The sequence below is a fragment of the Mesorhizobium sp. M0664 genome, from assembly GCF_040320565.1.
In the GTDB taxonomy this organism is placed as follows: Bacteria; Pseudomonadota; Alphaproteobacteria; order Rhizobiales; family Rhizobiaceae; genus Mesorhizobium.
On sequence record NZ_JAMYPW010000001.1, the window covers coordinates 72,425 to 92,066 of the forward strand.

Below are 19,642 nucleotides of genomic sequence, written 5' to 3' on the forward strand. Positions count from 1 at the left end.
GATCCGGGCGCCGAAGTGTCCCGAATGTCGGTCAGTGGATCCAAAAGGGAGGAACTTCATGGATCGTCGTTCGTTCATCCGCAAGGCCGGCACCACCGGTTTCGGCGCTGCGGCCGCTGCCGCGACACTTGCTGCGCCGGCCATCGCCCAGTCCAATCCGAAAGTGACCTGGCGACTGGCGTCGTCCTTCCCGAAGTCGCTCGATACGATCTATGGCGGCGCCGAAGTGTTTTCCAAGATGCTGTCGGAGGCGACCGACGGCAACTTCCAGGTCCAGGTCTTCGCCTCCGGCGAACTCGTTCCCGGCCTGCAGGCCGCCGATGCCACCACAGCCGGCACGGTCGAGGCCTGCCATACCGTGGCATACTATTACTGGGGCAAGGACCCGACGTGGGCGCTGGGAGCGGCGGTTCCGTTTTCGCTCAACGCGCGCGGCATCAACGCCTGGCACTATCATGGCGGCGGCATCGATCTGTTCAACGAGTTCCTGGCGACGCAAGGTCTGTTCGGGCTGCCGGGCGGCAATACCGGCGTGCAGATGGGTGGCTGGTTCCGCAAGGAGATCAAAACGGTCGCCGACCTTTCCGGCCTCAAGATGCGTATCGGTGGTTTTGCCGGCAAAGTGGTGCAAAGGCTCGGGGTGGTTCCGCAGCAGATCGCCGGTGGCGACATTTATCCGGCGTTGGAAAAAGGCACGATCGACGCCGCCGAATGGGTCGGCCCTTACGACGACGAGAAGCTCGGCTTCTATAAGGTTGCGCCCTATTACTACTATCCCGGCTGGTGGGAAGGTGGACCGACCGTCCATCTGATGTTCAACAAGGCGAAATACGACGAACTTTCGCCGGCTTACAAGTCGCTGGTGCATACTGCCGCTCAAGCGGCCGACGCCAACATGCTGCAGAAATACGACTATCTCAATCCGGCGGCGGTTAAGCGGCTGGTTGCCGGCGGTGCCAAGTTGAGCCCGTTCAGCCAGGAGATCATGGCCGCCTGTTTCGAAAAGGCCAACGAAGTCTATGCCGAGATGGAAGCCTCGAATGCGCCGTTCAAGAAGATCTGGGATTCGATCAAGGCGTTCCGCAAGGAGCATTATCTCTGGGCGCAGGTGGCCGAGTACAACTATGACACCTTCATGATGGTCCAGCAGCGCAATGCCAAGCTCTGATCCTGTTGCTTCGCGGCGCCAGTGTTCCTTTCGGAACACTGGCGCCGTAGCGCATTCATTTGCGATCAGTCGGGCACCACCACGACCTTGACCTCGCCTGGCGCCGGCGGGTTGGCAATGATCGCCACCGCCTCGTCGAGGCTGACCTGTCGTGATATCAGCCGATCTACTTCGATCGTCCCCGAGGCGATAAGATTGGCGGCCCGGCGATGGGTAAAGGGGTTGAGGAAGGAACCCAGGACCTTCAACTCACGGAACAGCAGATCGAACGGTTCGAACGCCACTTTCATGCCTTGCGGCATCACGCCGACGACGACGACGGTGCCGCCCGCTTTGGCCAGCCGCATCGCCTGCTCAACAGTGTCTTTCACGCCGGCGCATTCGAACACCACGTCGACGCCGCCCGGCATCAAACCCGACCGGCCGACGATCGCATCGATGACATCGAAGGCGCTGGGATCGAGCGTCGCCGTTGCGCCAAATTGCTCGGCAAGAGCCCGCCGCGAGGCCTGACGGGTCGACAAGATAATGGTCGTCGCACCGGCGAGCTTTGCCAGTTGAACGGTGAGCAGGCCGATCACGCCGCCGCCGAGCACCGCGACCGACGAGCCTGGTTTGATCGCGGCAAGGTCCACGCCATGCAGGCAGCAGCCGAGCGGCTCGCAGAAAGCACCATGCGTAGGCTTCAGATCGCCTGGCAAGACGAAGGCCTGTTTCTGGGGCAGGACAAGATATTCGGCAAAGCCGCCATCGCGATGGATGCCGATGGCGCGTAGATTGCCGCAGAGATTGACCCGGCCGGCCTGACAATGCTCGCATCGGCCACAGGCAATGTTGGGATCGCCGGTGACGCGGTCGCCGACGGAAAAGCCGGATACGGCAGGTCCGACCGCCTCGACGATGCCGGAGAATTCATGCCCGAGCGTCACCGGCGGCGTGCACGGGAATTCACCATGGAAAAGATGCCTGTCGGTGCCGCAGACGCCGCACGCCTCGATGCGTACCAGCAGATCGTTCGGCCCGGCGGTCGGTTTCTCGACCTCGCACACGGCGAGGCTGCCCACTCGCTCCAACCGAACCGCCTTCATGGCTGCCGGGCCTTCCTCAGTTGAAACTCGGTGGTTGCGACAGATCGATTGCCGGCGCCGCCGGTTTCGCGGGCGGCTTTTCGTCGAAGCTCGGCGGCTGCGACAAATCCGGTGGGGAAGGTGAGGCCGGGGCAGTGCCGCCGTTGGCCGGCGGCGTGCCAAGCGGCGACAAGCCGATGCCAGGCGTTTCCGGCACCTGGTAGTTGATGGTGCCAGGATCGACGACAGTGCCTTTGTAGTGCATCACCATCTGCGGGAAGGCGATGGTCAGGCCGATCATGATCACCTGGATGCAGACGAAGGGCACTGCGCCCCAATAGATCTGCCCTGTGGTGACGGGCGCGATCTGCTTGCCGGTGAGTCGGTCGAGATAGGGCACGCGCGCGGCGACCGAGCGCAGATAAAACAGCGCGAAGCCGAAGGGCGGATGCATGAAGGAGGTCTGCATGTTGACGCCCAAAAGCACGCCAAACCAGATCAGGTCGATGCCGAGTTTGTCAGCCGCTGGCGCCAAAAGCGGCACGATGATGAAGGCAAGCTCGAAAAAGTCGAGGAAGAAGGCGAGCACGAAGACGAGGATGTTGACGCCAATCAGGAAACCGACTTCACCGCCCGGCAGCGACGTCAACAGGTGCTCGACCCAGATGTGGCCATTGACGCCGTAGAAGGTCAGCGAGAACACCCGCGCGCCGATCAGGATGAACAGAACGAAGGACGACAGCCTGGTCGTCGAGGCCAGCGCCTGCTTGACCACGTCGAGCGACAGCCGCCCCTTCACCGCCGCCATTGCAAGCGCGCCGACGGCGCCCATGGCGCCGCCTTCCGTCGGCGTGGCGATGCCAAGGAAGATGGTGCCCAGCACCAGGAAGATCAGCGCCAGCGGCGGGATCAGCACGATGATCACCTGCTGTGCCAGTCTGGACATCAGGTTGATCTTCAGGCGCTGGTCGACGATCGCCACGACATAGATGAAGATGACGCCGATGGTGGCGCCGAGAATATCGGCGTTGCCGCCATGGTTCGGCGCGAGGTAGCGATACGCCGCATAGGAAACCACCACCGCCGCCAGCAGCGCCGCCAGCAGCGACAGCACACCGTGGCCGAGCGTGCGGGCCTCAAGCGGCAGTGCCGGCATCGACTTCGGCCGAAAGATCGACATGAGCAGGATGTAGAGCATGTAGATGCCGGTCAAAATGAGCCCGGGGATCAGCGCTCCCTTATACATATCGCCGACTGAGCGGCCGAGCTGGTCGGCCAGGACGATCAGCACCAGCGACGGCGGGATGATCTGGGCGAGCGTCCCGGACGCGGCAATGACGCCGGATGCCAGCCGCCGGTCGTAGCCGTAGCGCAGCATGATCGGCAGCGAAATCAGACCCATGGCAATGACGGAAGCCGCCACCACGCCGGTCGTCGCGGCAAGCAGCGCGCCGACGAAAATCACGGCATAGGCAAGGCCACCACGGACCGGTCCGAACAGCTGGCCGATCGTGTCGAGCAGGTCTTCGGCCATGCCGGATCGTTCGAGCACGATGCCCATGAAGGTGAAGAACGGGATCGCCAGCAGCGTATCGTTCGACATCACCCGACTGCCATAGAAATTATCCGGCAACGCGTGCAGCAACGGCCAGGCGAGATTGATCGAGCCGCCCGAATAGGGCGACAGAAGCACGCCGATGAAGAAGAACATCAGGCCGTTGGCGGCGAGCGAGAAGGCGACGGGATAGCCGATCAGCAGGAAGACGACCAGCGAGGCGAACATGATCGGCGCCATGTTCTGGGCGATGAACTCGATCACGAGCGCACCTCTTCGGCGAGCGCCTTGGCTTCGAGTTCGGCCTGCTCATGCGCCGATATGAACGGAGTGGGATCGTCCATCTGACCGCGCATGATGGCGATTTTCTTGATGATTTCGGAAATGCCCTGCAGTGCGAGCAGAAAAAAGCCGACCAGCAGGATCGCCTTCGCCGGCCAGATGATCAGCCCGCCGGAATTGTTCGACATCTCCCCGCTGCGATACGACAGCGACACATAGGGAACGAAATAGACCACCATCAACGTCACGAACGGCATCAGGAAGAAGACGTGACCGAAAAGGTCGATCCAGTGCTGCACGCGGCGCGAGAACATGCCGTAGACGATATCGATGCGGATATGGTCGTTCTGCTTCAGCGTGTAGGCGGCGGCCAGCATGAAGGCGGCGCCGAACAGATACCATTGCAATTCCAGCCAGGCGTTCGAGGACATGTCGAACACCTTGCGGATGACGGCGTTGGCGGCGCTTACCAGGATCGCCAGCAGGATCAGCCACGAAACCCATTTGCCGATGAATTCGTTCAAACGGTCAATGGTTTTGGAAAGAGCGAGAAGCCCTGCCATGCATTCCTCCCTTGTGTCAGAGCGCGGCGGTTCCCTGTCCGTCGTGTCGCTGTGGACCAACGGTATGCAGTGCGTGGTCCGGCGGGTCAACACGGGACAGCCCGCATAAACACAGTTGTGAGATGACGGGCGGCAAAATGCTGCCGCGTCCTTTGCATGTCCAAGGACATGCGGCGCTTTCACCCAAGCAAAGTCGGGTGCGGCTCAGGCGATCTTCTGTTGGTCGCGGCCGGCGCCGATCAGCACAAGCATGGCGACGAGGAACAGGTACATCCAGCCGTCCCGCCATTCGAGCGGAAAATAGCCGGCCCATAGCGATTCGGCCATGCCGAAAGCGGCGGCGCCCAGTGCCGCCCGCAAAGGCGAAAGATAGCCGCCCACTGCGGTCACGAACAGGATTTTCAACCCGTAGACCAACCCTGTGCCGAAGCTGATGTTGCCGTAGTAGAAGGCGGCGAGCACGCCGGCCAGTGCCGCGCAAAGGCCGCCGAAAAGCACCGTACGCCGAAACACCGCACGGACATCGACGCCGCACATCGCAGCCGCCTTGGGATCGTCGGATACGGCGCGCCAGCTCCGGCCGAAGCTCGAATATGCGAAGCCCCAAGCAGCCAGCGCTATGGCCGCCAGTACGGCGGCGCAATCGAGCAATTGGATCAGCGTCAACGTCGCCTTGAAGCTGGCATTCTGCGCGAAGACGATGGTCTGGGCCAGCATTGGCGGCAACCATAGGTCATGGGTATCGGCGGCGATGCGGCTGGCTTCCGACAAGACCAGCAATATGCCGAGCGTCGTCACCACGATGGCGTTGGGCGAGCGGTCGGCCAGCGGTTCGAAGATACTTCGCGACAGGACATGGCTGAGCAGCGCCGCATAAAGGAATGCCGCAGCTACGCCGAGCGCGACCGATGCAAACAGCGTCAGCCACAGCGCCTGATAGCCGAACGCCGCGGTGAGGATCATCGTATGCCCGCAAAAGGCGAACAGCGCGCCATAGGCAAGATTGGTACGGTGCAGGATGCCGTTGGTCAGCACGTAGCCGAAGGCAAGCAATGCGTAGAGCGCGCCCGAATGCAGCCCGTTCAGAACCTGCTGGAAGAAATAGAGCATGCAAGACCCTCTATGCATGCCCCGCAATCGGGGCAGAGGTTTGGGACGAACGATATTCTCAGTACGGCGGTCGCCTCAGTGACAAGCGTTGCACCCGGAATCTAACTTGTCAAACGCGAGTTATCAGTTAGATTCGCCATATGACAGTATCCTGGACTCCGCACCGCTTTACCGGTGGCATGCTGGCGCTCGATACGGCGAACACCGTCGTTTTGCGGAACGATCCGGAGAAAACTTTCGACCGTTTCGACGATCCGGCCGAGATCGCCCGCTTTGCCGAAGCCGCGAGTGCCTTTCGCGTCGCCGAGCTCGGCGGCAGGCGGCTCGTAGCGCCGGCGCCTGAAAAGATCGCACCGGTGGTGCTGTCGATCCGGGAGACGACCGATCGGCTGTTTCGCGGCGCGGTATCGAAAGGTGCGATCGCGACCGGCGATATGCCGAAATTCTTGGAAGCCTGCGCCGATGGCCTCGCTCATAGCCGCACCGAAATCGGCACGCCTGGAAAACCGTTCGGTGATCCGGCGACGCCGATTGCCTTCGAGGCCGCGCTTGCGGTCTCGGCGCTGTCGCTGCTGCGTAGCGACACCATCGCCAGGCTGCGGATATGTCCGAACTGCAGCTGGCTGTTTGTCGACAAAAGCCGCAATTCCAGCCGCCTCTGGTGCGACATGGCGGTGTGCGGCAACCGCCAGAAGGCAAACCGACACTATCGCCGCCGGACCGCGGCCAGGGAGGTCACCAATGTCTAGAAGATTCTCACGCGCGATGATTGTCGTCGCGACGTTGTTCGCGGCGGCCGCGCTCGGCGCCTGCCGTGATTCCGGCAAGGACCAGCTGTTCGCCATTTCCGGGAAGCTGTTCGAGTTCAACTACCGGCTGGGTATCGCCACCTATGTCATCACCCTCAATCCGCTGCGGCCGGTGGGTGAGGGGCAGGTCGCTGTGGTCTCCTTCCAGAACCCGGCCGGTGGTGATCCGATCATCGTCACCCAGAAAATATGGCCGAAGTTGCCGCATGTGACGCTCACCAGCCCGCCGCTTACCTGCGTTGTCAAGGACAAGCCCTATGCGGTGTCGATCCGCATCGAGGATTCCAGCGGCAAGTTGCTACAGAGTTTCGCGACCACTCTGACGTCCTCGCTCGACCAGTCGGTCCTGCCCGACCGGCCTCTGGTGGTCGGGCCAGTCTACGAGCTCAACAAGGACTTGGCCGGCCATGTCGACGGCAAGCTGCCCGGTGAACCGAAGCCCAGTTGCCCAAAGGCTGCATGATGCATCACTAGCGGCACCGACCGCCGCCGGAATTTTTCATGCTCGGCCATCCTCCCCGACAGGCGTTTCGTGGCGCCACACGGCCAAGCACGGATCGTTTGTTGCGGACCGCCTGGCACCTTCGATTTTGTTTGACCTCCCCGGCAAGGGAAGAAAGACTGTGGGCACTCGACTCCGACGTTGGCCGCGCACCTCCAGGCGCGGCCTCCGCACAGGAAATGCCTGATGACGCTGCACAATGTCGCGCTCGACGACAAGTTCGACCTGGCAAAGGAGCGCATCTTCCTGTCGGGTGCCCAGGCAGTCATCCGCATGCTTCTGATGCAGCGCGAGCGCGACCGCCGGGCTGGCCTGAACACCGCCGGTTTCGTCTCCGGCTATCGCGGCTCGCCGCTCGGCGGCCTCGACATGCAGCTGTGGAAGGCCAGGAACCAGCTCGCGCAGTCGGACATCGTCTTCCAGCCCGGTCTCAACGAGGAGCTCGCCGCCACCGCCTGCTGGGGCTCGCAGCAGGCCGAATTGCTGGGCGAAGGTACCCATGACGGCGTTTTTTCGGTCTGGTACGGCAAGGGTCCGGGCGTCGACCGCTCCGGCGACGTGTTCCGCCACGCCAATCTCGCCGGGTCGTCGAAACATGGCGGCGTGCTGGCTCTGATGGGTGACGACCACATGGCCGAATCCTCGACCAACGCGCATGCTACCGAGTTCCTGTTCGTCGACACCATGGTGCCGATCCTTAATCCGGCCGGCGTTCAGGAGATCATCGACTACGGCCTTTACGGCTTTGCCATGTCGCGTTTTGCCGGCACCTGGGCGGCGATCAAATGCGTCAAGGACAACATCGAATCGACAGCCTCGGTCGATACCGCGCTTGACCGGCTAGATATCGTCATTCCGGACTTCGACATGCCGCCCGGCGGCCTCAACATCCGTAACGAGATCGACATGCTCGGCCAGGAGGAGCGGTTGCATGAATACAAGCGCGCCGCCGCTTCTGCGTTCATCCACGCCAATGGGCTGAATCGGATCGTCTATTCGGGCGGCACCAGCGCCAAGCTTGGCATCGTCACCATCGGCAAGAGTTATCTCGATGTTCGCCAGGCGCTGGAGGATATCGGCGTCGACGAAGCGGCCGCCAGTCGTATCGGTATCAGGCTGTTCAAGGTCGGCTGCCCGTGGCCGCTCGACCTGCAACACATCGCCGACTTTGCTCGCGGCCTCGATACCATCGTCGTCGTCGAGGAGAAACGCTCGCTGATCGAGGTGCAACTGCGCGAGAACCTTTACGGCACCGCGACGCAGCCGGTCATCGTCGGCAAGAAGGACGAGACCGGCGACTGGCTGTTCCCGGCCAAGGGCGCGCTCGACCCCAACGATATTGCCATCGCGCTCGGCGAGAGGATTTTGCGAACTATCGGCCCGTCGGAAGAAATCGCCGCGCGGGTTGCGAAATTGCGCCAGTTCCAGGCGATGCTGGCCGACACGTCAGACATCGCCTCGCGCACGCCCTTCTTCTGCTCCGGCTGCCCACACAATTCCTCGACCAAGGTGCCGGACGGCTCGCTCGCCGCCGCCGGAATCGGCTGTCATTTCATGGCGCTGTGGATGGACCGCAACACCGTCGGCTTCACCGCCATGGGCGGCGAGGGCGCGCAGTGGGTCGGCCAGGCGCCGTTCTCGAAGCGCGAGCACATCTTCCAGAATCTGGGCGATGGCACTTACAACCACTCGGGTGTGCTGGCGATCCGTTTCGCGCTGTCGACCGACGCCAACATCACCTACAAGATCCTCTACAACGACGCCGTCGCGATGACCGGCGGGCAACCGCACGAGGGCGGCCTGACGGTGGACATGATCGCAAGGCAGGTGCGCGCCGAGGGCGTGGAGCGCATCGTCATCGTCACTGACGAGCCGGACAAATATACCGGCAAGGTGGAATTTCCCGCCGGCGCCACCATCCATCACCGCGACGACCTCGATCTCGTCCAGCGCGAGTTGCGTTCGGTCAAAGGCGTCTCGGTGCTGCTCTACGACCAGACCTGCGCCGCCGAGAAGCGTCGCCGCCGCAAGCGCGGCACCTTCCCCGATCCGGACAAGCGTATCTTCATCAACGAGCTGGTCTGCGAAGGCTGCGGCGATTGCGGCGTGCAGTCGAATTGCGTCTCGATCCAGCCGGTCGAGACCGAATTCGGCCGCAAGCGCAAGATCGACCAGTCGAGCTGCAACAAGGACTTCTCTTGCGTCAACGGTTTCTGCCCCTCCTTCGTCACCGTTCACGGCGCCAAAATCAGGAAAGCCGAAGGCATAGCCGGCGCGGCCGACCCGCTCGCGGGGGTGCCGGCGCCGGCGCAATTTGCGCTCGGTGAACAAGGCTGGGCGGCGATCATCGACGGTGTCGGCGGCACCGGCGTCGTCACCATAGGCGCGGTGCTGGGCATGGCCGCGCACCTGGAAGGCAAGGGCTGCGGCATGATCGACATGGCCGGCCTCGCCCAGAAGGGCGGCTCGGTGTTCACCCATGTCCGCATCGCCCGCACGCCGGACGACATCCACGCCATTCGGGTATCGGCCGGCAAGGCCGATCTCGTGCTCGGCTGCGATCTCGTCGTTTCAGGTGCCAAGAAGGTGTTGGCCGCGGTGCGCGAAGGCCATACCATCTTCCTCGCCAACACTGCCGAGATCATGCCGGGCGAGTTCGCCCGTTCGGCCGATTTCTCGCTGCCCGTCGAGCGGCTGAAGAAGGCGATAAGAGCGGCCGCGGGCGACGACAGGACGCATTTCTTCGACGCTACCCGCACCGCCACTGCCCTGTTCGGCAGCTCGCTTGGTGCCAACATGTTCATGCTCGGATTCGCCTTCCAGCATGGCGGCTTGCCGCTGTCGACGGAGGCGGTCGAGAAGGCGATCGAGCTCAACGGCGAGGCGGTAGCGATGAATGTCGCGGCATTTCGCTGGGGCCGCCGCGCCGCCCACCAGCCGGATTTCGTCCGCAGCCTTCTCGCCCAGCCGGGCAAGGCCACGCAGCATGCCGCCATTGCCGAGACGCTGGACGATATCATTGCTCGCCGCGTCGGCTTCCTGACCGCCTACCAGAACGCCGCCTATGGCAAGCGCTATGCCGACAGACTGGCGGCGCTGCGCAAGGCCGAAACCAATGCTGTGCCCGGGTCGACCGTGGTGACCGAGGCTGCCGCAAAGAACCTGTTCAAGCTGATGGCGATCAAGGACGAATACGAGGTGGCGCGGCTTTATACTGACGGCTCCTTTGCCGCAGAGCTCGCAAAGCAGTTCCAGAGCTACGGCAAGCTTGAATTCCATCTCGCACCGCCGATCATGGGCAGGCGCGGCAGTGACGGGAAGCCGAAGAAATCGAGCTTTGGCCCGTGGATGATGAACGCGTTCCGCCTGCTGGCGGCAATGAAGGGCCTGCGCGGCACCGTTTTCGACCTGTTCGGCTACAGCGCCGAGAGGCGTATGGAGCGGCAGCTTCTTGCCCTCTATGAAGCCGACCTGGAACTTGTCGCCGGCGCGCTGGCGCCGGGCAAGATCGAGGTTGCTGCCGCGCTTGTTTCGGTACCGGCGCTCATCCGCGGCTTTGGCCACGTCAAGCAGGCCAGTGCCGAAAAAGCCGCCGGCGAACGCCAGCGTCTGCTCGACCGCCTCTCGACGGCGCCGCTGCGGCCGCAACTTCAAGCCGCCGAATAATTCAGCGCTGTGATACGCCTTGTTTACCTGAACGGTAGTTTCCCTGCTTCCGCCGCGTCACCAATGGATGTTGGCAGGGTTCGAAACGCCGCTCTAAACCTTTCTTAAGGCCAATGTGACACTGCTGGGTTCCCCAGGGTTGGGATCCAGGCGTGAATCTGAGACGAAAAAACGAGATTCCGGTCGACGTTTACATTCCGTTCGTGGAAACGCTGTTTCGCGACGGGTTCACGCTGTCGATCGGCCTTGTTGCGCAGACACTCCTCGTCATTCTGGTCTATTGGAAGACCATGGACTTGGCGTATCTTCTAGTTGCCGCTGGGCTCATCATTGTCGGTACTCTGCGCCTTCGCAACATCCGAAAATACGGGCGACTTCCTTCCCCGACGACGTGGGAAGAAGCCCATGATCGCGAAAACGATTACATAATTTTCGGTTCGATGCATGGTTTCATGCTTGGCGCGTTCTGTTTCGTCAGTATCTATCTGGCAAATGACAGCCACGACAACTATGCCGAAATAGCCTCTGTCTGCGTCACTCTGGCATCGGTCACGTCGATTGCCGGCCGCAATTATGGGTCGCCGCGGATGGTCATGATTTTTATCATAACCACCACATGGCCCATATCGCTTGGCTTTATCCTGCGCGGCGATATCTACCACATCATCCTCGGTCTGATGTCGGCCCCTTTTCTGTTTGCGATCAAACGGTTCGCCGACATCGTCCGCGAAGTCCTGTTTACCGCCCTGTCGGAGGAAAAGAAGGCGAACCGCATCGCGCAGCGTTTCAACCGCGCGCTCAACACCATGTCGCATGGCCTTGTCATGCTTGGTCCCGACGGCCGGGTGGCGGTGGCCAATGCCGAAGCCGCGCACCTGATGTCGCTCAAATCGGCCGATGCGCTGCTAGGCCGCTCGATCCACGGTCTGCTGATGCGCGGCGCTGCAGGCGGCATGCTGGCGCCGAAAGATTGCCGTTACATCGAAGCCCAGCTGACGCGTGCGTTGCGCGAGGGCCGCGACCGCAAGGTCCTGGTCTCGCTCACCAACGGCCAGCACTATGAATTTTCGGCGCGCGAAGGCAGCCAGGAACTGGGCGTCGTCACTTTCGAGGATGTGACCGCCCGGGTCGAGGCGGAAGACAAGATCCGCTTCATGGCGCGCTACGACAGTCTCACCGGCCTGCCCAACCGCGCCTACTTCCACGAGTTGGTGGTGGAAGCCATGGCCTCAGGGGATCCCGAGCGTCTCTGCGGGCTGGTGGTGCTCGATCTCGATGATTTCAAGAGCGTCAACGACACGCTCGGCCATCCGGTCGGCGACGGATTGATCTACGCCGTTGCCGAGCGGCTGGCGGCAGTCGCTGGGCCAGGCATCACCGTCAGCCGCTTCGGCGGCGACGAGTTCATGATCTTCTTCGAGCGCATTGAGGATGAAAGCCACCTGACCGGCCAGGTTGACGAGATCTTTGTCAATCTACAGGGCGAGGTCGATGTCGCCGGCCACGGATTACGCATCCAGGCCTCCGGCGGCGCGGTGCTGTCGCGGGTCAAGGATACCGACGTTGACGCCATGATCGTCAAAGCCGACCTTGCACTCTACAAGGCCAAGGAGCTTGGCAAGAACGGTTGGCGGCTGTTCGAGGCCTCCATGGATGCTGCCTTCCGCAGCCGTCAGCTGATGAAGGCGGACCTGCGCAGCGCCGTGGAAAACAACGAATTGCGGGTGGTCTATCAGCCGATCGTCGCGATGAGCACGATGCGTATCGCCAGTTGCGAAGCGCTGTGCCGCTGGGATCATCCCGATCTCGGGCCGATTTCCCCCGGTATCTTTATTCCGCTGGCGGAGGAAATGGGGATTATTTCCGACATCAGCACCTTCGTCCTGCATGCGGCCTGCACGGAATGCGCCAAATGGCCGGCCCAGACCAGCGTGTCGGTCAATCTCTCGGCCAAGGATTTCCGCAACCGTGATGTCATCCAGAAGGTTCGCGACGCGCTGGCTGAATCCGGTCTCTCCGCCGGACGTCTGGAGATTGAGGTCACCGAGACGGCGCTGCTCGACGACAAATCGCTGACACGCCAATATATCGAGGAGTTGAAGCGGCTCGGCGTGCGCATTGCGCTCGACGATTTCGGTACCGGGTATTCGAGCCTCAGCTATCTCCACAAACTGCCGCTCGACAAAATCAAGATCGACCGCTCGTTCCTGATGGATGTCACTCAGAACAGCCGGTCGCTCGAATTGCTCAAGGGCATCGTCAACCTGTCACGGCCGCTGGGACTTTCGGTTACCGTCGAAGGTGTCGAGACCTTCGAACAGCTCAAGATCCTGGCATTGCAGGTCAAGCCGGACCTGGTCCAGGGCTTTCTGTTCGGGTCGGCACTCAGCGCGTCCGGCATCGAGACGATGTCGAGCACCGTCTGGCCCTTTGCCAAGGACATCCAGACGGCAAGGAAGGCGCCGCGGCGCTGACTTCGCGCTGAAAACCCGCGTATTTTAGTATAATTTTATTAATTGTTAACCTTAACGAGCGGTAAACGAGCTCCTACTTATTTTCATCTTTACATCTCATGACCCGTCCGTAGTGTTGGCTGGTGGCGGTAATCGCGGGGAATAGAGTTCATGTGTGCCCAGTTGAGTTCGCTCGGCCATGCGGCGGGCGCTGGTGGGAAAGATGCGTCCGAGACCATGTCCAGCTTCGCGCAACATGTTTATGCGCTGCTTGACCGGACGGAGTACCGACGCTGTGAAAGCGGCGAGGACTTCGAAAACATTTACAGGCTGCGCTACAATTCCTATCGGATGAACGATCTGGTGCCCGAGAATGCGTCTCGTCAGGTCCATGACGAGTTTGACGAACTGCCCAATTGCCATACGTTCGGAATCTATATCGAGGGGCGGCTGGTCAGCACAATGCGCCTGCATAACGTGTCTGCTGATAACGCCACATCACCAGCGCTCAGCGTCTACAAGGACTTGTTGATGCCGCGTCTGGCGGCCGGCGAAGTCTTTATCGACCCGAGCCGTTTTGCCGTGGACGCCGAATGGTCACGGCTTTACCCGCAGATCCCGTATGTGACGCTGCGCCTTGCGGGCATGGCTTGCTTCCATTTCGGCGCGCCTTATTGCATATCCATGATCCGCGAGGACCATGCGGCTTTCTACAAGCGCATCTATCGGGCGCGACCGATTGGCGATGCGCGGCCCTATGCCGGCGTGATCAACTGTTTCGCGCTGCTTTATCAAGCCGATGTCCTGGCGATCAAGAATGAAACCTACGCTCGCTTTCCGTTCTTCCGTTCGACGCCAATGGAGCAGCGCATGTTGTTCGATACGCCCGGTGCCGGCGAACTCGCCCCGCTGACCATCCTGCCCACCGCCAAGTATTTTCGCGAAGCCGCCTGAACGAGCCCATGGAGCCTTCCGGTCGCTTCGGCGTTCTGGGCAAGGGTGCGCTGGTGGTAGGTCGGCATGGCCGGCATCCACCAAGCATCGCTTCGATAGCCATCCGATCAAAGGAACCGACATGACCATTTCCACGCTCGCCCTCACCCCGCTCATCGCCCTGATCGCAGGCGTGCTGATCCTGGTGATGCCGCGGCTGCTCAATTATATCGTCGCCCTTTATCTGATCGTTGTCGGCCTGCTCGGGCTGTTCCCGCATCTCGCCGGCTAACGGCATCGGCAATAGCGGACCTGCCATCCATTGTGATTGGTATCGCCGCGCTCCGCGCAGCGATTTCAAGTTTTACTTGAGATTGTTGGCTGCGGCGATGCGGCAATAGCGCCATTGCCCTTAACGCGGCTTTTCGCTATGTGCCTGAAAGATGTCTTCGAAGGGGTATTCCAATGGCTGAACACACGCCGACCGGTCCTGTCGAACTGGGCGCGAAGATGGACTATGCCGAGCACGACCGCACCTATGCCGGCTTTGTGATGCTGGCCAAATATGGGTCGCTATTTTGCGCCGCCGTGCTTCTTGCCATGGCGTTCGGCTTCTTTGTGGGCGGCTTCTTCTCGGCGACTATCCTCTTCGTGCTGATCCTGGCCATCGGCGCCTTTATTCTCCGATAACTCCTCCAACCTTTGTCGAAGGCGCCGCCGGGGTCGGTCGGTGTCTTGCGGTAACAGGGTTCCGGCCGAAAGGATCGTGCGGTGGGACAGACGGTTTTCATCCCTCGTGAGCTCGACGCAAACGAGCCTCGCGTCGCGGCCTCGCCCGATACGGTGAAGCGGCTGGCAGCACTGGGTTTCGACGTAATCGTGGAAACCGGCGCCGGCACGGCGTCGCGCGTTCCCGACGAGGAGTTTGCCAAGGCGGGCGCCGCGATCGGCAAGGCCGGCGATGCAGCCAGGGCCGATGTGGTGCTGAAGGTGCGCCGCCCCACGGACGCCGAGCTGAAGGGCTACAAGGCCGGCGCCGCTATCGTTGCGATCATGGATCCTTACGGCAACGACGCTGCCGTCGCAGCCCTTGCCAGGGCCGGTGTTACTGCCTTCTCCATGGAGTTCATGCCGCGCATCACCCGGGCGCAGTCGATGGACGTTCTATCCAGCCAGGCCAACCTCGCCGGCTACCAGGCGGTGATTGATGCGGCTGCCGAATATGACCGGGCGTTGCCGATGATGATGACGGCGGCGGGCACGGTGCCGGCTGCGAAGGCGTTCGTCATGGGCGTCGGGGTCGCCGGTCTGCAGGCCATCGCCACCGCGCGCCGCCTCGGCGCCGTGGTCACCGCCACCGACGTGCGCCCGGCCGCCAAGGAGCAGGTCGCCTCGCTCGGCGCAAAATTCCTGGCCATCGAGGACGAGGAGTTCAAGGCGGCCGAGACGGCCGGCGGCTACGCCAAGGAAATGTCGAAGGAATACCAGGCCAAGCAGGCGGCGCTGACTGCCGAGCACATCGCCAAGCAGGACATCGTCATCACCACGGCGCTGATCCCCGGCCGGCCGGCGCCGAAGCTGGTTTCGGCGGCGATGGTCGCCTCGATGAAACCCGGCTCGGTGATCGTCGACCTTGCGGTCGAGCGCGGCGGCAATGTCGAGGGCGCCGTGCCCGGGCAGGTGATGACCACCGCCAACGGGGTAAAGATCGTCGGCCATCTCAACGTTCCCGGTCGCGTCGCCGCCTCGGCCTCGCTTCTCTATGCCAGGAACCTCTATGCCTTCCTCGAGACGCTGGTCGACAAGGCGGCGAAGACGCTGGCCATCAACCGCGACGACGAGCTGGTCAAGGCAACCATGCTGACCGATGCCGGCAAGATCGTGCATCCGGCTTTCGCAAAGGCTGAGCAGGAGCCGCCAAAGGGCCAATATGTCGAGCCACCGGCCATTCCGGCCAGGACGATGGTTGCCGAGGCTTCGGCGAAGCCGGCTGCGAAGAAAACGGCCGCTGCGAGGAAGCCTAAGACCACCGGAGGGATCGCGTGATGGATCAGACGCTGCAGAAAGCCCTCGACCAGCTCGACCAGGCGACAGCTGCCGTGCGGCTCGCTGTGCAGAACCTGGCGGCCGCGCCCGGCACCGAGGCGGCGGGTGACGCCGCTCACGCGCTGTCCGGCGGTGCCATCGATCCCTTCGTCTTTCGCTTCGCCATCTTTGTCCTGGCGATCTTCGTCGGCTACTACGTCGTGTGGTCCGTCACACCGGCACTGCACACGCCGCTGATGGCGGTCACCAACGCCATTTCCTCGGTCATCGTCGTCGGCGCGCTGCTGGCCGTCGGCATCTCGGCCTCAGGGCTTGCCACCGGCTTCGGCTTCGTTGCTCTGATGCTGGTATCGGTCAACATCTTCGGCGGCTTCCTCGTCACCCAGCGCATGCTGGCCATGTACAAGAAGAAGGAAAAGTAGGCCGCTATGAACGCCAACTTCGCCTCCTTTCTCTATCTGGTCTCCGGCATCCTGTTCATCCTCGCATTGCGCGGCCTGTCGCATCCGACCACCAGCCGCCAGGGCAACATGTACGGTATGATCGGCATGGGCATCGCCATCGCCACGACGCTGGCGCTGGCGACCCCTTCGGCCGGGCGCTTCGGCCTCATAGTGCTCGGGCTGCTGATAGGCGGCTCGGCCGGTGCGGTCACGGCACGGCGCATTGCCATGACCTCGATGCCGCAGCTGGTCGCCGCCTTCCACTCGCTGGTCGGTCTTGCCGCGGTCATGGTGGCGGCCGCCGCCATCTATGCACCGGAAAGCTTCGGCATCGGCACGGTCGCCGATATTCATGCCCAGGCACTGATCGAGATGAGCCTCGGCGTTGCCATAGGTGCCATCACCTTCACCGGCTCGGTCATCGCCTTCTTGAAGCTTGACGGCCGCATGTCGGGCAAGCCGATCATGATCGGTGGCCGCCACTTCATCAACGCGGCCCTGGGCATTGCGCTGATCGTGCTGATCGTGCTGCTCGTCACCACCGAGTCCAAGGTGGTGTTCTGGCTGATCGTTGCCGCCTCGCTGGCGCTGGGTGTGCTTCTCATCATCCCGATCGGTGGCGCCGATATGCCGGTGGTCGTGTCGATGCTGAATTCCTATTCGGGCTGGGCCGCGGCCGCCCTGGGCTTCACGCTCGGCAATCTGGCGCTGATCATCACCGGCGCGCTGGTCGGCTCGTCGGGCGCCATCCTGTCTTACATCATGTGCAAAGGCATGAACCGGAGCTTCATCTCGGTCATCCTCGGCGGCTTCGGCGGCGAGACATCAGCCATTGCCAACGACGGCATCGAGCGCACGGTCAAGCAGGGCTCGGCCGAGGACGCCGCCTATCTGATGATGAATGCGCAAAAGGTCATCATCGTGCCGGGCTACGGCATGGCCGTCGCCCAGGCGCAGCACGCGCTGCGCGAGATGGCCGACAAGCTCAAGGCCAACGGCGTCGACGTCAAATACGCCATCCACCCGGTTGCCGGCCGCATGCCCGGCCACATGAACGTGCTCTTGGCCGAAGCCAACGTGCCTTATGACGAAGTGTTCGAGCTGGAGGACGTCAACTCTGAGTTCGCGCAGGCCGACGTCGCCTATGTCATCGGCGCCAACGACGTCACCAATCCCTCGGCCCGTGACGACAAGTCGTCACCGATCTACGGCATGCCGATCCTCGATGTCGACAAGGCCCGCACCTGCCTGTTCGTCAAGCGCTCGCTCGGCTCCGGCTATGCCGGCATCGACAACACGCTGTTCTACAAGGACGGCACCATGATGCTGCTCGGCGACGCCAAGAAGATGACCGAGGAGATCGTCAAAGCGATAGATCACTGAAACGGCGTCGCTGCCAACTCACTGCCGATCGTCGAATACAGCCCGGCTCCGCACCGGGCTTTTTCTTGGCTGCTACCGGTTCTGAAGCTACGATGCCGACCCGTCGTCTTGCTAACGGCGTCATCGTGGAGGTGCTGGTGCCCGACCCTGGTTCTGCTGCATTGCCGGCCGCCGATCTGACCGCAGCAGAGAAGGCGCCACGCAAGCGCAGCCAGGCGGTAGTGGTCGTGCACGGCATGGGCGAGCAGCGTCCCATGGACACGTTGAGGGAGTTTGTCCAGGCCGTATGGAGCCACGATCCGGCCCGTGCACCGTTCTATGCCCATATCCCCGATCCGGCCGACCCGATGGGTGCGAAGATCAACCAGAGCTGGATCACGCCCGACAGTCGGACCAATTCGCACGAACTCCGCCGGATCACCACGCCCTATGATGTCGATGGCCGCCGCACCGATTTCTACGAGCTTTACTGGGCCGACATCACCCAGGGCACGACCCGAAGCCGCCTTGCTGCCTGGGTGACGACCCTGCTCTGGCGCAAGCCGGCCGATATTCCGCGCGATGTGCTCAAACTCTATGTCGTCACGCTTTTGGCCACCATCGTCGTCCTCGGCGCGGCGCTGGCGCTCGCAACGTCGACCTGGCAAGGCTACATCTCCTGGACGACCGGTGTGCTTGTCACGGTTCTGGCGTCGTTCGTCATCTGGTCGGTGGACCAGTTTGGCTTGCCTTATTTCGGCGACGTCGCCGCCTATGTGCGCGCCGAAGCGGCAACGGTCGAGAAGCGGGCGCTGGTCCGCGAGCGTGGCCTCAAGCTGCTGAAGCGTCTCATGATGGACGATGCCTATGACCGCATCGTGCTGGTCTCGCACAGCCTCGGGTCGATCATCGCCTATGATCTCTTGCAGATATTGTGGGCCGATTTCAGGCCTAGAAAGTTGGAAGCCATTCGCGACAAAGCGAGGCTGAAGGCGATCCACGCCGTCGACAAGGCGACGCTCGCCGCCGATGCCTCCGCTTGGCCCGACAGCCTCGATGACCTCCCCGCATTCCGGCGCAGCCAATGGGAGCTCTACCGGCAGCTTCGCGTCGGCGACGCCGATCATCCGCTGCCGTGGAAGATCAGCGATTTCGTCACGCTCGGCAGTCCGCTGACCCACAGCGAGTTTCTGGTGACCTACAACCTCGCCGAATTCAGGCGCGGCATCGCCGAGCGCCTGTTTTCAGCATGCCCGCCGATCGCCGACAGAGCGGCGGGCGGGACCATGCTCTACCAGGAAGGGCGCAGCCATTCCGGCAAGCCGCAGCGGGCAGTGCATCATGGCGCGGTGTTTGCCGCGACACGCTGGACCAATATTTTCGACAGGGGCAATGGCTGGCTGACCGGCGACCCGATTTCAGGGCGGATGACGGAAAATTTTGGTCCCGGCGTGGAAAACATCCAGGTCGAGCTGCGCGGCTCGGGCGGCCGCGTCTTCACGCACAGGCTCTACTGGTCGCTGACGGCGAGCGGCGTCGAGGTCGACGCGCTGGCCGGCGTACAGCCGCGCTCGCACCTTGCCGTGCTGCGCGATGCGGTCGATCTCGGCCGCAAACTGGAAGCTGAGCTGTAGGCGGCAAGCAATGCGCGGCGGCAGTTCAAAGCAAGGTCCCCTTCGGGCG

16 protein-coding genes are annotated in these 19,642 nt (G+C 62.4%); 12 read left to right on the forward strand and 4 right to left on the reverse strand.

Annotated features, from left to right (window positions below):
• The first annotated feature begins 58 nt into the window (after window positions 1-58).
• A complete protein-coding gene (locus tag NKI39_RS00355; protein ID WP_352540376.1) occupies window positions 59-1,168 on the forward strand; it encodes a TRAP transporter substrate-binding protein in 1,110 nt (369 codons plus the stop codon).
• A 65-nt stretch (window positions 1,169-1,233) separates the two neighbouring features.
• Here the strand turns inward: NKI39_RS00355 and NKI39_RS00360 are convergent, their stop codons facing one another.
• The 4 genes from NKI39_RS00360 to NKI39_RS00375 form a co-directional block, all read right to left on the reverse strand.
• Window positions 1,234-2,256, reverse strand: a complete 1,023-nt coding sequence (locus NKI39_RS00360; protein WP_352540377.1) for a zinc-dependent alcohol dehydrogenase family protein — start codon at window positions 2,254-2,256, stop codon at window positions 1,234-1,236.
• A gap of 16 nt (window positions 2,257-2,272) precedes the next feature.
• On the reverse strand, window positions 2,273-4,051 hold the full coding sequence (locus NKI39_RS00365) for a TRAP transporter large permease (protein WP_352470175.1): 1,779 nt from the start codon (window positions 4,049-4,051) through the stop codon (window positions 2,273-2,275).
• Complete coding sequence (locus NKI39_RS00370) at window positions 4,051-4,635, reverse strand: TRAP transporter small permease subunit (RefSeq protein WP_352830275.1); 585 nt, start codon at window positions 4,633-4,635, stop codon at window positions 4,051-4,053. Before NKI39_RS00370 ends, NKI39_RS00365 begins: the two co-directional genes overlap by 1 nt.
• Window positions 4,636-4,839: 204 nt before the next feature.
• Window positions 4,840-5,745: a branched-chain amino acid ABC transporter permease gene (locus NKI39_RS00375; RefSeq protein WP_352830278.1), complete on the reverse strand. Its 906-nt coding sequence runs from the start codon at window positions 5,743-5,745 to the stop codon at window positions 4,840-4,842.
• A gap of 140 nt (window positions 5,746-5,885) precedes the next feature.
• Between NKI39_RS00375 and NKI39_RS00380 the strand changes: the two genes are divergently transcribed.
• The 11 genes from NKI39_RS00380 (at window position 5,886) to NKI39_RS00430 (ending at window position 19,593) form a co-directional block, all read left to right on the forward strand.
• Window positions 5,886-6,494 (forward strand): CGNR zinc finger domain-containing protein, encoded by a 609-nt coding sequence (locus NKI39_RS00380; RefSeq protein WP_352767310.1) that lies wholly within the window; start codon window positions 5,886-5,888, stop codon window positions 6,492-6,494.
• Window positions 6,487-7,017, forward strand: coding sequence for a hypothetical protein (locus NKI39_RS00385; protein ID WP_352767308.1), 531 nt, complete (start codon window positions 6,487-6,489; stop codon window positions 7,015-7,017). Before NKI39_RS00380 ends, NKI39_RS00385 begins: the two co-directional genes overlap by 8 nt.
• Window positions 7,018-7,242: 225 nt before the next feature.
• Window positions 7,243-10,722, forward strand: a complete 3,480-nt coding sequence (locus NKI39_RS00390) for an indolepyruvate ferredoxin oxidoreductase family protein (protein WP_352830281.1) — start codon at window positions 7,243-7,245, stop codon at window positions 10,720-10,722.
• Window positions 10,723-10,874: 152 nt separating this feature from the next.
• Window positions 10,875-13,196, forward strand: a complete 2,322-nt coding sequence (locus NKI39_RS00395) for a putative bifunctional diguanylate cyclase/phosphodiesterase (protein ID WP_352452207.1) — start codon at window positions 10,875-10,877, stop codon at window positions 13,194-13,196.
• 150 nt (window positions 13,197-13,346) lie between these two features.
• Window positions 13,347-14,129, forward strand: a complete 783-nt coding sequence (locus NKI39_RS00400; RefSeq protein WP_352469883.1) for an N-acyl amino acid synthase FeeM domain-containing protein — start codon at window positions 13,347-13,349, stop codon at window positions 14,127-14,129.
• Window positions 14,130-14,250: 121 nt separating this feature from the next.
• Window positions 14,251-14,400, forward strand: coding sequence for a DUF3096 domain-containing protein (locus NKI39_RS00405; protein WP_352469885.1), 150 nt, complete (start codon window positions 14,251-14,253; stop codon window positions 14,398-14,400).
• A 173-nt stretch (window positions 14,401-14,573) separates the two neighbouring features.
• Window positions 14,574-14,798: an aa3-type cytochrome c oxidase subunit IV gene (locus tag NKI39_RS00410; RefSeq protein ID WP_254816044.1), complete on the forward strand. Its 225-nt coding sequence runs from the start codon at window positions 14,574-14,576 to the stop codon at window positions 14,796-14,798.
• Between the two features lie 81 nt (window positions 14,799-14,879).
• Window positions 14,880-16,154, forward strand: coding sequence for a Re/Si-specific NAD(P)(+) transhydrogenase subunit alpha (locus NKI39_RS00415; protein WP_352469886.1), 1,275 nt, complete (start codon window positions 14,880-14,882; stop codon window positions 16,152-16,154).
• Window positions 16,154-16,576 carry an NAD(P) transhydrogenase subunit alpha part 2 gene (locus NKI39_RS00420; RefSeq protein WP_036238371.1) on the forward strand — a complete coding sequence of 141 codons (423 nt, stop codon included), beginning with the start codon at window positions 16,154-16,156 and terminating at the stop codon, window positions 16,574-16,576. Before NKI39_RS00415 ends, NKI39_RS00420 begins: the two co-directional genes overlap by 1 nt.
• Window positions 16,577-16,582: 6 nt before the next feature.
• Window positions 16,583-17,980: an NAD(P)(+) transhydrogenase (Re/Si-specific) subunit beta gene (locus NKI39_RS00425; RefSeq protein WP_352469888.1), complete on the forward strand. Its 1,398-nt coding sequence runs from the start codon at window positions 16,583-16,585 to the stop codon at window positions 17,978-17,980.
• A gap of 92 nt (window positions 17,981-18,072) precedes the next feature.
• A complete protein-coding gene (locus NKI39_RS00430) occupies window positions 18,073-19,593 on the forward strand; it encodes a hypothetical protein (protein WP_352818641.1) in 1,521 nt (506 codons plus the stop codon).
• The last annotated feature ends 49 nt before the right edge of the window (window positions 19,594-19,642 follow it).

Bases quoted from the DNA above. Each gene is read 5' to 3' on its own strand.
- NKI39_RS00370 (WP_352830275.1), bottom strand. From the start codon at position 4,635: ATGGCAGGGCTTCTCGCTCTTTCCAAAACCATTGACCGTTTGAACGAA.
- NKI39_RS00375 (WP_352830278.1), bottom strand. From the start codon at position 5,745: ATGCTCTATTTCTTCCAGCAGGTTCTGAACGGGCTGCATTCGGGCGCG.
- NKI39_RS00385 (WP_352767308.1), top strand. From the start codon at position 6,487: ATGTCTAGAAGATTCTCACGCGCGATGATTGTCGTCGCGACGTTGTTC.
- NKI39_RS00380 (WP_352767310.1), top strand. From the start codon at position 5,886: ATGACAGTATCCTGGACTCCGCACCGCTTTACCGGTGGCATGCTGGCG.
- NKI39_RS00420 (WP_036238371.1), top strand. From the start codon at position 16,154: ATGGATCAGACGCTGCAGAAAGCCCTCGACCAGCTCGACCAGGCGACA.
- NKI39_RS00360 (WP_352540377.1), bottom strand. From the start codon at position 2,256: ATGAAGGCGGTTCGGTTGGAGCGAGTGGGCAGCCTCGCCGTGTGCGAG.
- NKI39_RS00400 (WP_352469883.1), top strand. From the start codon at position 13,347: ATGTGTGCCCAGTTGAGTTCGCTCGGCCATGCGGCGGGCGCTGGTGGG.
- NKI39_RS00410 (WP_254816044.1), top strand. From the start codon at position 14,574: ATGGCTGAACACACGCCGACCGGTCCTGTCGAACTGGGCGCGAAGATG.
- NKI39_RS00405 (WP_352469885.1), top strand. From the start codon at position 14,251: ATGACCATTTCCACGCTCGCCCTCACCCCGCTCATCGCCCTGATCGCA.
- NKI39_RS00355 (WP_352540376.1), top strand. From the start codon at position 59: ATGGATCGTCGTTCGTTCATCCGCAAGGCCGGCACCACCGGTTTCGGC.
- NKI39_RS00430 (WP_352818641.1), top strand. From the start codon at position 18,073: ATGCCGACCCGTCGTCTTGCTAACGGCGTCATCGTGGAGGTGCTGGTG.
- NKI39_RS00425 (WP_352469888.1), top strand. From the start codon at position 16,583: ATGAACGCCAACTTCGCCTCCTTTCTCTATCTGGTCTCCGGCATCCTG.
- NKI39_RS00390 (WP_352830281.1), top strand. From the start codon at position 7,243: ATGACGCTGCACAATGTCGCGCTCGACGACAAGTTCGACCTGGCAAAG.